Origin of the sequence: Citreicoccus inhibens (assembly GCF_019039035.1) — a bacterium.
Taxonomy (GTDB): Bacteria; Myxococcota; Myxococcia; order Myxococcales; family Myxococcaceae; genus Citreicoccus; species Citreicoccus inhibens.
Genome location: NZ_JAHNZT010000006.1, coordinates 293,844 through 307,462, shown reverse-complemented (window position 1 = coordinate 307,462; position 13,619 = coordinate 293,844). Strand labels below are relative to the sequence as shown.

Annotated in this window: 9 protein-coding genes; 2 read left to right on the top strand and 7 right to left on the bottom strand. The window is 69.2% G+C overall.

The annotated features are described in order from the left end of the window. Positions 1-122: 122 nt before the first annotated feature. Entirely contained in the window at positions 123-2,198 is a 2,076-nt protein-coding gene (locus tag KRR26_RS11215) for a thioredoxin domain-containing protein (protein ID WP_217079792.1), read from the top strand. Positions 2,199-2,216: 18 nt separating this feature from the next. Here KRR26_RS11215 and KRR26_RS11210 read toward each other — a convergent pair whose 3' ends face one another. Next, a complete protein-coding gene (locus KRR26_RS11210) occupies positions 2,217-4,457 on the bottom strand; it encodes a hypothetical protein (protein ID WP_217079791.1) in 2,241 nt (746 codons plus the stop codon). A gap of 77 nt (positions 4,458-4,534) precedes the next feature. Then, positions 4,535-6,400, bottom strand: a complete 1,866-nt coding sequence (locus tag KRR26_RS11205; RefSeq protein ID WP_217079790.1) for a hypothetical protein — start codon at positions 6,398-6,400, stop codon at positions 4,535-4,537. A 281-nt stretch (positions 6,401-6,681) separates the two neighbouring features. Between KRR26_RS11205 and KRR26_RS11200 the strand changes: the two genes are divergently transcribed. Then, on the top strand, positions 6,682-8,124 hold the full coding sequence (locus KRR26_RS11200) for a hypothetical protein (protein WP_120203042.1): 1,443 nt from the start codon (positions 6,682-6,684) through the stop codon (positions 8,122-8,124). Positions 8,125-8,277: 153 nt separating this feature from the next. Here the strand turns inward: KRR26_RS11200 and KRR26_RS11195 are convergent, their stop codons facing one another. The 5 genes from KRR26_RS11195 to KRR26_RS11175 form a co-directional block, all read right to left on the bottom strand. After that, complete coding sequence (locus tag KRR26_RS11195) at positions 8,278-9,066, bottom strand: hypothetical protein (RefSeq protein WP_236068481.1); 789 nt, start codon at positions 9,064-9,066, stop codon at positions 8,278-8,280. Positions 9,067-9,179: 113 nt separating this feature from the next. Further along, entirely contained in the window at positions 9,180-10,439 is a 1,260-nt protein-coding gene (locus tag KRR26_RS11190; protein WP_120203040.1) for a hypothetical protein, read from the bottom strand. Between the two features lie 82 nt (positions 10,440-10,521). Further along, positions 10,522-12,018: a transglutaminase-like domain-containing protein gene (locus KRR26_RS11185; RefSeq protein WP_233576673.1), complete on the bottom strand. Its 1,497-nt coding sequence runs from the start codon at positions 12,016-12,018 to the stop codon at positions 10,522-10,524. Between the two features lie 56 nt (positions 12,019-12,074). Then, a complete protein-coding gene (locus KRR26_RS11180) occupies positions 12,075-12,458 on the bottom strand; it encodes a GNAT family N-acetyltransferase (RefSeq protein ID WP_233576672.1) in 384 nt (127 codons plus the stop codon). Continuing rightward, a complete protein-coding gene (locus KRR26_RS11175) occupies positions 12,433-13,533 on the bottom strand; it encodes a D-alanine--D-alanine ligase family protein (RefSeq protein ID WP_120203039.1) in 1,101 nt (366 codons plus the stop codon). The genes KRR26_RS11180 and KRR26_RS11175 overlap by 26 nt, the downstream gene beginning before the upstream one ends. Between the last annotated feature and the right edge of the window lie 86 nt (positions 13,534-13,619).

Genomic DNA, 13,619 nt, shown 5'->3' with positions numbered 1-13,619 from the left:
CACGTCCCCCGACAAAGCGCACCAGGAGGCCGTTGGCCAGCGGCGAGTGAGGGCCTTTCGACTTGCCCGCACGCTCCGCGCCTCTCAATGTGCCCCCAGTCCCTTTCTGACTGGAGCCTCCCTTGGCCGCCCACTCGCCCCCTGGCCCCACCAACCGCCTCGCGCGGGAGCCGTCGCCCTACCTGCGCCAGCACGCCACCAACCCGGTGGATTGGTACCCCTGGGGCGACGAGGCGCTGGCCCGAGCGCGCGCGGAGAACAAGCCCATCCTGCTCTCCGTGGGCTACTCGGCGTGCCACTGGTGCCACGTCATGGCCCATGAGTCATTCGAGTCTCCGGTCATCGCTCGGTTGATGAACGACGGCTTCATCAACATCAAGGTCGACCGGGAGGAGCGCCCGGACCTGGATCAAATCTACCAAGGCGTCGTGCAGCTCATGGGGCAGGGCGGAGGCTGGCCGCTCACCGTCTTCCTCACGCCGGACCTGCGGCCCTTCTACGGCGGCACCTACTTCCCGCCGAGCGACCGCTACGGTCGGCCGGGCTTCCCGCGCTTGCTCCAGGCGCTGCGCGACGCGTGGGAGAACAAGCCCGAGGACATCGAGAATCAGGCGCGCCAGTTCCAAGCAGGGCTGGGCGAGCTGGCCACGTATGGATTGGACGCCGCGCCGGGCACGTTCACCGTGGCGGACGTGGTGTCGCTGGGGCAGCGCATGGCCCAGGACGTGGACCCGGTGAACGGAGGCTTTGGCGGCGCGCCGAAGTTCCCCAACCCCATGAACGTGGCGCTGCTGCTGCGGGCGTGGCGTCGCGGAGGGGGAGACGCGCTGAAGGCCGCGGTGATGCGCACGCTGGAGCGGATGGCGTTGGGGGGCATCTATGATCAGCTCGGCGGGGGCTTCCATCGGTACTCGGTGGATGACCGGTGGTTGGTGCCGCACTTCGAGAAGATGCTCTACGACAACGCGCAGCTGCTGCACCTGTATGCGGAAGCGCAGCAGGTGGAGCCCCGGCCGCTGTGGCGCAAGGTGGTGGAAGAGACCGTCGAGTACGTGCGGCGCGAAATGACAGACGCGGGCGGCGGCTTCTACGCCACGCAGGACGCGGACAGCGAAGGCGAGGAGGGCCGATTCTTCGTCTGGACGCCGGAGCAGGTGAACGCCCTGCTCCCGCCCGAGCAGGCCGCGCTCGTGTCTCGGCACCTGGGCGTCACGCCTCGCGGCAACTTCGAGCACGGCACCACGGTGCTGGAGGTCGTGGTGTCCGTCGCGGAGCTTGCTCGCGAGCGGGGCGTATCCGAGGACGCGGTGGCGCGGGAGCTCGCACAGGCGCGTCGGACGTTGTTCCAAGCGCGCGAGCAGCGCGTGAAGCCGGGGCGCGACGACAAGCTCCTCTCGGGCTGGAACGGGCTGATGATCCGCGGGCTCGCCCTGGCGGCGCGAGTCTTCGGGCGGCCGGAGTGGGCTCGGTGGGCCGCGTGCGCGGCGGACTTCGTGCTGCGACAGATGTGGGACGGCACGCGGTTGCTGCGCTCGTTCCAGGACGGACAAGGGCGCATCGACGGGTTCCTGGAGGACTATGGCGACCTTGCGTCGGGCCTCACCGCGCTCTACCAGGTGACGTTCGACGTGAAGTACCTGGAGGCGGCGGACGCGCTGGTTCGTCGCGCCGAGGCCCTCTTCTGGGACGCCTCCAAGCAGGCGTACCTCGCCGCGCCGCGCGGCCAGAAGGACCTCGTGGTCGCGGCCTTCTCGCTCTTCGACAATGCCTTCCCCTCGGGCGCGTCCACGTTGACGGAGGCGCAGGTGGCGCTGGCGGCGCTCACCGGGGACAAGGCGCACCTGGAGCGGGCGGGGGAGTACGTGGGCCGGATGCGCGAGGCGCTCGTGCGCAATCCCATGGGCTACGGACACCTGGGGCTCGCGGCGGACGCGCTCTTGGACGGCGCGGCGGGAGTCACCTTCGCCGGGACGCGCGAGGCCGTGGCGCCGCTGTTGGACGCGGCCAACGCCGTCTACGCGCCCACGTTCGCCTTCGGATGGAAGGAGGCGGGCGCCCCGGTGCCCGCGCTCCTTCGCGAGATTTTCGACGGGCGCGAGCCCGTGGGGAACACGGGCTCGGCCTACCTCTGCCGGGGCTTCGCCTGCGAGCCCCCGCGGACGACACCGCAAGCGCTCACGGAGCGCCTGCGGTCCTGAAGCCAGACTCCGTCAGGGCTACCTGGGGACGAGCCAGGCATCGAAGTCGGCGTTGTACGCGCCGCCCGCGACCTGGTTGTCCTTGCGGTAGAGGTCGAAGTTCGCCGGCAGCGTCGGGTAGTCCGCGTGCTTGAAGTTGCGGACCTCCCAGACGGAGAACTTGTTCTGGTGGTTGGCGAACAGGAACGGCTTCACGCCCTTGGGCACCTGCGGGTTGTCGAAGTGCAGCCAGTTGCGGATGCACGTGCCGTCGTTCGGGTCGTTCTCGTTGCCGCCGGAGCACGCGTCCTGGACCTGGGTGATGGCCGGGTTGCGCACGCCCGTGAACTTCGCGTTCTTGATGACCACGGGCAGCGTGGGCACCAGGAAGTAGGGCAGCGTGCGGAAGCCATCCAACGTGGCGTTCTCCAGGCGCGAGCGGCTCGCGTCGCTCTGGATGGCGATGACGGCGAAGTCCGCCTCGCCGTTGTCCTGGGCGATGAGGTTGATGTACTCGTAGCCGTTGGTGTACGCGCCGTGGTGGATGCCGTTGTCGGCGTTGGACCACGTCTGGATGTTGTCGTACGGCGGCTGCGTCTTCTCGGAGTTCTGCCAGTTGCTGATGCCGTGGCCCGCGTTGTTGTGCGCCACGCTGTCCTTGAAGACCAGCGCGGACGGGCGGCCCGTGCCCATCTCTCCGAAGAAGAGCGCGGCCTCGTTGCCGAACGTGCCACCGTTGTAGGCATTGCCCGACACGGAGCAGTCATCGCAGCCCGTGTTCTCGCCGCCGCCCGGGAGGATGGCGGAGACGCTGCCAATCGCCGCGCAGCCCGAGACGCGCTGCGGAATGGCGACCTTGGCGCCCAGCACGTGGCGGAAGACGGTGTCCGCCGGAGCGTAGTCGCGCTGGCACCGCGTGCCGCAGGCGTGCGAGTCGAACTGCATGGTGAAGCCGTCGCCCGTGGTGTCGTAGCCCGCGTCGTCCACGACCTCCACGCCGTGGCTCGCCTCGATGGCCAGGAACTGGTTCTTGCCACCCCAGATGGACGTGTGGCGCACGAACGAGCCGCGCGAGTCATTGAGCTGCTGGTGGAAGTAGATGGGCGCGCGGCGCTGGGGCTCGCCACCGGTGCAGGCCTTGTAGGGCCCCAGGGCCCGCAGCTCCACGCTGTCGAGCTGGAGGCGGCCCTTCTCGCCGACAATCATGTGCGCGTGGGCACTGGTGTCGAACGAGCGGATGACGACGTTGCGAGACAAGTTGATGGCCTCGCCGCGCCGCACGCAGCTCGGGCAACCCGCATGGTCGAACTTGGGCGCGGCCTTGAGCGTCACGCGGCCCGTGGCCTCGTCCACGGAGGAGATGGCGCCCTCGTCGAACTGGAGGAAGTGGTTCGCCACGCTGGACTTGGCCGTGGGCGTGAGGACGACCTTGTCGTTCGCCTCCCAGCCCGTGGCCTCCATCACGGTGAGGGTGGTGTCACCCGGGCCCGCGCCGTCCGTGAGCTTGGACCACGCGCGCTTGAGGCGGCCGGCCGCCGTCAGCTTGCCCGAGCCCATCACCCAGACGCCGTAGTCCGAGTCCACCACGGTGAGCGGCAACATCTGCGGCAGGCCCTGGACGTTGCCGTCCGGGCCCTGGTTGGGCGTGCCCACGAACTTCGCGTCATCCATGCCCTGGAAGACAATCTCCGCGGAGGGGACACAGACGCGGTTGTCGGGCGAGCCGTAGTCCAGCGTGCCGCGGACCACGAGGTTTCCGTGGAGGGTCAGCTTGGAACTCTTGCTGCGCGAGGCGCGGAGCGTGGCGCCCGCGGGAATCTCCACGGTGCGGACCTCGGCGTCACAGTCCATCACCACTTCGCCGCTGACCACGAGCGCCGAGCTCGCCGTGGGAGCCTGGCCACCCCAGGTCGCGGGATCGCAGAAGGAGCGCGCGGCCTGCGACGGCTCCTGGCCGCACTGGCCCACCGGAGGAGGACTCCCGGCGTCGGGCGTGCCGCTGCCCGCGTCCGGCGTGCCACCAGTGCCACCGCCCGCGTCGGGGGTGCCACTGCCGGAGTCCGGCGTACCACCGGTGCCACCGCCCGCGTCGGGCTTGGTGCCCGAGTCGGAGACGTTGCCACCGGCGTCGGTCAGCGTGCTCGCATCCGGACCGGATTGATGCACTTCTTCGTTGTTGGGAGAGGACGGCTTGTTGTCATCACCACAACCCACGCCTGTCATCAGGCAGACGGCGAGGGTTGCAGCGAGTGCTGGGGAGAACAACCTCTGTCTATGCACGACGTACTCCTTGCGCCCGGGGGGGGAGAAGGACTGCGAACGACTCTCGACGACGGTGCTGCGTGCAGCACTCGGGGTCAGGGACACCCGAGCAGATCGCCGTGGACCTCGGAGGGAGCGAGCGCGCGCAGGGCAGCGCGCTGATCCACGGACAATGCTTCACATCCAAAACCCCATGCCTCCGCGAGGCGGGCATGGTGACTGTTGTCCAGCGTGCCCCCGGTCGCGAGGAACTCCGTCTCGCGCTTCAGGAAGCGCCGCATGAGGGTGACTCGCGCGGAAGGGGCCACCCCGCGCATGGGGACGAGCAGCAGCCGCACGGGCCCATCCGAGGTGCCCCAGCGCTGCATCAGGTCTCCGCGTGACTCCTCCCAGCTTCCGAACAGGTGGAGGAAGGTGAGCTGGGATGGCTCCAGTCCAGCGGCCTCGGCAGCGGTGAGCACGTCCTTGAAGTTGAGGGGACGCCGGCCCGTGGAGAAGCCCCGGCCGGGATAGGTCGCCACCTGGGTCCACCACCACGCCAGGGTTTGTCGCTCGGCGCCGGGGAGCGCCTGCGCCTGGGCGGCCTCGAAGAACGCGAAGCCGACCTCATAGGGATAGGCGGGGCTCAGGTCCGGCATGCCGTGGTCCGCGCGGTCGAACCCCGTGCGGCGCGACCAATCCCAGAGCTTCACCGCGGCGAAGCGCAGCACCTCCACCTTGCCCTGATAGTCCCCATCGCGCAGCAGCACGTCCTTGCCTACCAGGAGCGCCGCGGACATGAAGGCCTGCGCGGACTCCAGGGTGGGGTTGCGAGCCAGCTCCGCCTCGGTGCGCGCCAGGATTCCGTCCAGGCGGGTGAACCAATCGTCCTTCAATTCGCGTGGCAGCCACCGGTGCCAGGTGGGGAGCGCGACGCTGGTGGGGAGTTGGTAGGTGTTCACGCTCGCGGCCCAATCCCAGGAGAGGGATTCCGCAGGCGCGTCGCCGCCCCAGGCCGCGTGGGCGAAGTCGCTGTCCTGTGCCAGCACCGCGTCCGCTCCGGCCCCGGCGGCGCCGTGGTTTCCGGGCCCTGGCTGGAAGGGTGGGGCGAAGGGGCGTCCCTGCGGCAACAGCGGCAGGGCGCGGATGTAGCTGGCCAGGTCCTCCGCTTCGCACTGGCTGAACCGGTGGAAGCGTGCGCGCTGCACGAGGCTGTGGGAGGAGAACGCGTAGTACTGCAGGTCCGCGCCCGAGTCCGCGTGGCACCGCGCGCAGGCGGGGCCACCGTCACGGCTCAGCTCCTGGAAGGCGCGGCGGCCACGCTCGATGGCCTCAGGGGACGAGTCCGTGGGACGCCAACCCGAGGGGGCCTCCGCGGGAAGCGTGAGCGCGAGGCGCTTGCCGTCGCGCGCCGTCCCGGCGATGAGGGCCGCGTCGAGCACGCGGAACCCGGAGATGCCCGCCACATCCTCGACCTGCCGCGCGTAGCGGAACACGAGCCGGTTGTCGCCCGCGCGCAGCGCCTGGGGCTCCAGCGGGATGACGCCCGCCGCGACGTCACCGTCGTAGGGGCGCACCAGGCCATAGGCCGCGGTCGCGAGGTCCATGAACGGCGCATCGTTCAGAGACACCTCCGCGCTCCCCAGCGCCAGGATGTTGTGGACCCGGAGCCAGAGGCCGGCCACGCCCGCGCTCTTCGCGGCCTGGACGTCCGCGGCCTCCATCTGGATGTGGGCCTCCACGCGCGTGCCGGGCGCGCCGATGATCTCCAGCGGCAACGTGGTGGCTTGTATGTCCAACGCCACGGGTGTGGCGGCGGCGGACTCACACGACCTGACGGGTGGGGACTCGGGCTGTGGACCACTCTGGGGCGGGTCGGAGGCACAGCCCATGTTGAGGACGAGGGGGAGAAGGATCGCGAGCACCTTCCACGGGCTCTTGGGAGGAGAGCCCGTGCTGCTCGCTTCGCCGGGGCGCGTCATGGTGCGCGCTCATTAATGCCGGACGCACTCCCGCGCATGCAGAAAAATGCGAAAAAACGGAGTTGTGACACGAAACGGGGGACCGCTTGGGGGCGCACGAGGGATTGAACCCCTGCGGGTGAGGAAGATTTCAGGCGAATGGCGTTCAGCGATGGGGAGGGAAACGCGCCATGCGCTTGCTGGCTATCGCCGCACTGTCAGTCGTCCTGGGATTGGGATGCATCACGGAGCCACTCAATGGCACCGCATTCTCCGGGGCTGTGAAGGGAAAAACCGTGACCATGAAAGGTTTCTACGCGAAGCCTTCCATTCTCATTGACCTTCAGGTGTTGAAGCAGCCCTCGCTGGACTCGAGCCAGGACCTCAATTGGGTGACCATCGGCTCGACGACCAGCGGCACCACGGCGCTGCACTGGAACTCGGATGATCCGCTGTACGCGTGGTCCGGCACGATTACGCCGGTGCCCGCGTCGCCCACCACGGCCGAGGCGCTGCGCTGGCCCGCGGGGAAGATTGCCCGGCTGCGGGCGGTGGCGCATGACCCGACGGGTGACAGGATCCTCACCGTCTTCGACGAGGCAACGTACTCGAACTGCTTCGATGACCACTCCACGGAGGCGTGGTCGGCCATCGGGACGAAGTGCGCGACGCAGCTCGGGCCCCTGGCCATCGTCTCCACCTTGAACAACCCGGTGGGCGGCAACTTCGACTACCTGGGGACGGTCATTCACAACCATCCGGACCTGACGGCCCAGCAGACCCAGAACTACTACACGGCGATTGGCGCGCCGGCCACGCTGCCCGCCTTCATCAGCAAGTATCACTTCGCGTCGGGCGAGCAGGTCGCCTCGTACTACAACGAAGCGGACCTCGGCTTCGGGCGTCAGATGCACTGCCGCAAGGACGGCGCGGTGGTTGCTTGTTATGTGAAGAATTTCGGGAACACGTCGCAGACGGCCAACTTCCCGGCGAACGCCACGTCCGCGCTGGCGCTCGCCACGGCGTCCACCAATAGCAATCACACCCAGTTCGCCACGGTGGCCATGGTGTACAACCCCGCGGCGGGCGCGGACGCGGTGAGCTTCATGGTGTACGACGCGGCGGACAATCTCGCGACGAACGCGCAGCTCGATTCGACGGGACAGCACAAGTCCGTGCCGTCGAACTGCCTGACGTGCCACGGCATCAACTCCACCGTGACGGTGAACTCGGGGGGCGTGGCCAACGCGGGCATTCCCACCGTGGCGGGCGCGCGCTTCCTCCCGTTCGACCTGTACTCGTTCCTCTATTCAACCGACGCGGGCTTCACCCAGGCCGCGCAGGAGGACACCTTCGGACAGCTCAACGCCCTGGTCGCGCTGACGCCCATGACCAGCGCCACGAGCCAGTTCCTCAAGGGAATGTATGGCGGCGTGCTGCCCACGCTGGGCACGACCATCGCGCCCACCAACCGCTTCATCCCGCCGGACTGGGACACCAACAACTCGGACCGGACGATGTACGAGGGCGTGGTGAAGCCTTACTGCCGGGGCTGCCACATGACGGCCTCGACCTCCTCGGTCGACCTGGACAGCCCGAGCGACGTCTCACTGGACATCGCCTGCAATGCCAGCCACCTGATGCCGCACGCGGAGCACACGCTGCGCCGCTTCTGGAACGGCGGCGCGCGTGTCTATCTCTCCGCGCGCTATGGCTTGCAGGGCTCGGGTGACTGCTCGCCCTGAGTCACCGGCCCGTGTGCCGCCGTGTGCACGGATGAGTCAGTCTCTGTCTTGTCTGCTCGCCCGTCTGGGCGGCGGCCACGGACCCGGTCGCGTCATTCCCCGGGTTCACGGCATCCCGCCGCACAGACCCTCCTCAAGCCGTGACGTGGAAGCTCACGCGCGGCGAGGCGAGCGATTGGCGCGCAGCCACTGATCCACCGCCGAGGCGTCCACGGTGGTGCGCTCACCGTCGCGGGTGAGCACGCTGTCGACCAGATGCTGTCGGAGCCCGGCGCCATCCGTGCCGGGCCCCACGCGCGTGGCGGGAAGGAGCGGCGTGTCGACGGTGTGGCCTCCATTGACGAGGAGGCCCGCGCGGAGCGGGCCCTCGGACACGAGCCGTCCCTGTCCCCAGGCCAGCAGCGTGTCCTCCACCGTGAGCGTGCCGCCGACGGCGACGTCGCCCTGCGTGCTCATCCGTGCCGTGGTGAGCGAGCCTCCCACCGCGAGCAACGCGCCGGGCGCGCGGTCCACCGTGGCGTGGGCGACGCGAAGCTCGCCGGTGCACACCAGCCAGGCGCCCACGTCGAGATCCAACGAGCCGAGGACGTGAAGGTTTCCCACCACGAGCAGCGGACTCGGCACGCCGCCCTCTCGCCGGTTGGACACCACGAAGTTGCCCGGCACCGTGGCGGTGCGCTGGGGCGGGCCCAATGCATGCAATGCCAGACGCACCAGGGCATGGGCGCACAGAAGGTCATCCCGCGCGCCATGAAGGCGCTCCAACAGCGCCTCGAGCGTGGCGGGAGGCTCGCCCGCGAGCAGGTGGCTCGACAGCGCCTCGGCGCTCCAGCGCGAGCCCTTCATCAGCCCGCCCGAGGCGAGCCGCTCCACCACCGCCCTCACCGCGGGCGCGTAGGACTCCGGCGCGAAGGCGTGTGCGTCAGACAGGGCAGGGGACATGAAGGCAATCCAGACACGCGAGTCCACCCCATCATGACCCGAGACAGACGCGGGGCGCGAGGGCCTTGCCGCTGGCCCACGCGCCCCAGGTGCTTCACGTCAGCTCGTGCGGACTAGAACAGCCGGATGGCGCTCGGCTGCACACCCGCGCGCACGCTGCGCAGAATCTGCGCGCTGGCGTACGGGAGGTCGAACGGCTGGCACAGGCCCAGGCCGCCGATGTACCGCGTCTGCACGCCGTCCGTGGCGCCGCGCGGGTGGACCAGGATGCCCGAGAAGAGCACCGTCGTGCCCAGGTCGCCCGTGTCCAGCGGCTGCTCGACCTTGAAGCCGATGGTCAGCGTCAGGCCGTCCGCGGAGACGTCCGCGGAGACAGACTCCGAGGCGCCGTTGCCGACGACGTCCGTCACCAGGCGGCCGGTCTGCGTGTCCTTGTCCGTGTCCGGCTCGCTCAGCAGCGCCACCTGGCAGTCCGCCGTGCGGGCGGCAATCTCGATGGGGCGGTTGAACGTGATGACGAGCTTGCCATTGGCGCCCAGCAGCGCGTCCGCGTAGTCCGCGTTGGAGGACACGGCGTAGAGCGTCTGGTCCGGCGTGCCGTTGCCCGTGCCCAGGTTCAGCGCCTGATCCGCCGCGGAGACGCCCGCGACGATGGTCGCGTCACCCGACAGCACGCGGCCGTCGAACGCCTGATTCAGCACCGCCTCGCAGTGGTACGTCGCGCCGTTGACCAGCTGCGCGCCCGGAAACGTGGCCACGCCGTTGGCGTCCGTGGTGGCGCTCAGCGTCGTGCTGCCCGTGGACATCGGGGAGATGAACCGGGCGCCCGCCGTCTCCAGCGCGTTGGAGGCAATCTGCAGGTACTGGCAGTTGACCTTCGCGTCCGGGACGCCCCGGCCGGCGTAGTTCACCTGGAAGCGGTAGTCGACCGCGTAGCCCGTGGGGAACACGCGGATGTTGCCCACGTACTGCGCCTTGTCGTGGTCGTAGTCGTTGGACCACTCGGGGTAGTCCACGATGCCGTGGAAGCGCTCGTAGCCCGCGCCCTGCGCGAACACCGGGACGGCCTCGCCCAGCGGAACGCCCTCAATCTGGAAGCAGCCGTCCGCCTCGATGGCGTTGTTCTTGTTCAGGTCGCCCTTGCCGCAGGGCTTGGCCGCGACGAACTCGCCGTCCACCACCGCGTAGACCTGGGACTTGCTGTCCTCGTCCTTCCCGATGTTGTTCTTCGAGTCCTCCGCCTTGAACCAGTTCAGGCGCTGACCCGTCTGACCATCCACCAGGAAGCCGACGATGCGACCCTCGTTGCCGTTCGTGCAACCGGCGGCCGCCACCATCGAGAACACCACACATGCCTTCTTGAAACTCTTCATGAACCCAACAACCCCCTCTTGTGTAGAGGGGGCGGGTCCATAGTTCAGGATTCAACGGATTGCCAAGAGGAAAACGCGAAAATCACTTCACCGCGGTGACCTGGAGCGCGCCAATCAATGGCGTGATTTCAGCGTTCCCTTCCTGGCCGACGGCGAAGTGTGTGGCTTCGGCCACCGACTGGTTGAAGGTGGGGTCGAGCTGGGTCCACTCGCCCACGTAGGCCTCCACCCATTCATGCCAATACAGCGCGGGCACGCCGTCCGTGTTCACCATGTAGATGACGCCATCCACGCGGCGGGCCGGGATGCCGGCGGCGCGCATCAGCGCCACGGCCAGCAGCGAGTGCTCGGTGCAGTCGCCCTTCTTCTGTCGCAGCACGTCCGTGGCGCGGTCCGCGCTGGCGCCGTAGTCCTTGCGCAGCGTCTTGTAGACCCACGTGTTGATGAGCCTCGCGGCCGTGTACGCGTCCTTCTCCGTGCCCACCAGCTCCTGCGCCTGCGCGCGGATGGCCGGCGCCTCGCTCTCCACCGCGAGCGTGGACTTGAGGTTGGCGCCGCCCTCGGGGTCCGCCAGCGGGCGCGGCTTGCGCGTCTGGTTCGCCGGCTGCGTGGCCAACAGCGTCACCTCCACCTGGCCATCCGGCAGCCGCTTGTACTTCTGGCGGTAGGTGTCCACCTGGAACTTCTCCGGCAGGCCCTTCATCACCAGCGTCGCCTTGCCGGGGACCGTGGAGGCCTCGGGCGGCAGCTCGCGCGGCAGCACGATGCGCGTGAGGCCAAACACCTCCACCAGGTCCAACCGCTTGGCGACGGCCTCGGGCTCGGCGCGCGCCTGCATGGTCTGGCCAAAGTCCACGCGCACCATCTTCCCGTCGGGGCTGATGAGCGCCACCACCGGGACCTTCTCCTTGTCCGAGAGGGTGCTGACCTGGGACAGCTTCACCTTCACGCCGCCCAGCACCTGCTCCGTGGCGGGCTCCAGCGTGGTGACGGTGCGGTAGCTCTCCAGGTCGGTGCCGTCGAGCGCGAAGCCCTCCACCCTGGCCGCGCGGCGCAGCGCCACGCGCGCCTGGTCCGCGTCCTCCACCGTCTCCTTGGGCGCGGGCAGGGGCTTGAGCACTTCATCCGCGAGGCCCGGGCGCTTGCGCACCACGCGCATCCCGTCCGCCGTCACGGTGCCTTGCAGCACCTGGTCCCCACCGTCCCCGCGCTGCGTGGTGGTGAAGGACACGAGGCGCCCGCCCGGCTTCGCCTCGTACACGCGCTCCTCGCGGTGCACGCGCTCGGAGACACGGGTGCCCACCTGCGCCTTGAAGACCAGCTCGTTGACGCTCTTCACCTTGCCGCCCGGCTGCGCCGAGACGTCGGTGAAGAGCCAGCCCACCTTCTTGTCCATCAGGTACAGGCCGAAGAACTCGCCTCCCGTGGGGCGCGGGGCCTTCAGCACATCCGAGACGGCCTCGGCCTGGGGCGCGGCGGCCTTGGCCACGGGCTGCTTGGGGGCCGCCCGAGCGGCGAGCGGCGTGCCGAGGGCGAGCGCCCCCAGGCACAGGAGGGTGAGCGGAGTCGAGCGGTTCACGAGGGCATCCCCCCTCCCGAGCGTGGGCCGGAAGGTGATGGTGGGTGGCGCGCGGACTACAGGCGCTTGGACAGGATGATGAGGTCGTCGCCCACCTTGTAGAAGTCGCGGAAGCGCGCCTCCTCGCCGTACTTCATCGCGGCGTAGAAGCCGCGGGTGGGGCCGTAGGCCTCGGTGGCGCTCGTCTCCACGCGGATGACGCGCGCGCGGTGGCGGCGCAGGTCGCCCTCCATGCCGGACACCAGCGCGGCGCCCACGCCCTGTCCACGGACCTCCGGAGCGGAGGCGATCCAGTACAGGTCGAAGGTGCCCTCGGTCATCGGCGTGGGGCCGTAGCAGATGTAGCCGATGAGCTGTCCGTCGCGCTCGGCGACGAGGATGGAGTAGTCGCGGTTGCTGGGCGTGAGCGCCAGGTCAACCAGCTCGATGGCGCACTCCACCTCCAGCGGCGAGAAGGTTTCGATTCGCCGGATCAGCGCGGCGAGCGGCTCCCGGTCCTTTCCTGCGATGGGTCGGATGTCCATGGGCCCTTTCGAGAGCGATCTCCACGAGGCGCGAGGCCAGGGCGGGATAGTCCATGCCCGCGGACGCCGCCGCCTTGGCGAAGCCCGCGCTCGGATGGAGGTCGCAGTTGGGGTTGATGTCGATGACGTAGGGGATGCCCTCGGGCGACACCCGAAGGTCCACGCGTCCATAGTCCTGACACTCGAGCGCTGCAAATGCTTCCAGCGCCACCTGCACGCATCGGGCTTCCTGCACTGCGTCGAGCTGGCAGGGGCCGGTGGGGGAGTCTCGGAACTCGGGCGAGTCCGCCTCCCACTTGGCGCGGTAGGAGACGATGTTGGGCCGGTCCTGGAACGTGTCCCCGAAGTGGATTTCGGTGAGGGGCAGGGACTGGCGGGGGTGGTTGCCCAGCAGGGGCACGTACACCTCGCGCCCGGGGATGAACTGCTCGACGAGCGCGGGCTGGTGGAAGGTGCGCAGCACGGCCTCGCACGCGCGCGCGAGCGCCGCGCGGTCCTGCACCACCGAGTCGAAGTCCATGCCCACGCTGGCGTCCTCGCGGGACGGCTTGACGATGAGCGGCCAGGGCAGGTCCACCGCCAGCACGTCCTCCAGGCGCCGCACGACGCAGGAGGCGGGCGTGGACACGCCGTGGGCGCGCAACAGCTCCTTGGCCTGGGGCTTGTGCAGCGCCAGGCCCAGCGACAGGGCGGACGACCCGGTGTAGGGCAGGCCGAGCGCGTCCAGCAGGCAGGGGACGGCCATCTCGCCCCGGCTGTCCGCAGCCAATGACTCGCAGAGGTTGACCACCAGGTCCGGCTGGAGGCGGCGCAGGGTGTCCACGAAGTCCAGGCGGTCGCCTTCGATGGCGAGCGGCTCGGCTGTGACATCCGCGCGGGTCAAGGCCTCGGACAGCGACTCAGCGACCCGGACCACGTCCTCTCGGGCTTCCCGTCCTGGGTCATCCTCCAGGAGTTCGTGGTCGCGATTGTGCAACAGGGCGATGTGCATTCGTTGGGACCGGAGGGTTAGCACGTCCCCCGGGACGTTCACAGCCCGCACGCACCCGGCCGGTCGGCGTCCGGCAGAGCTACCTC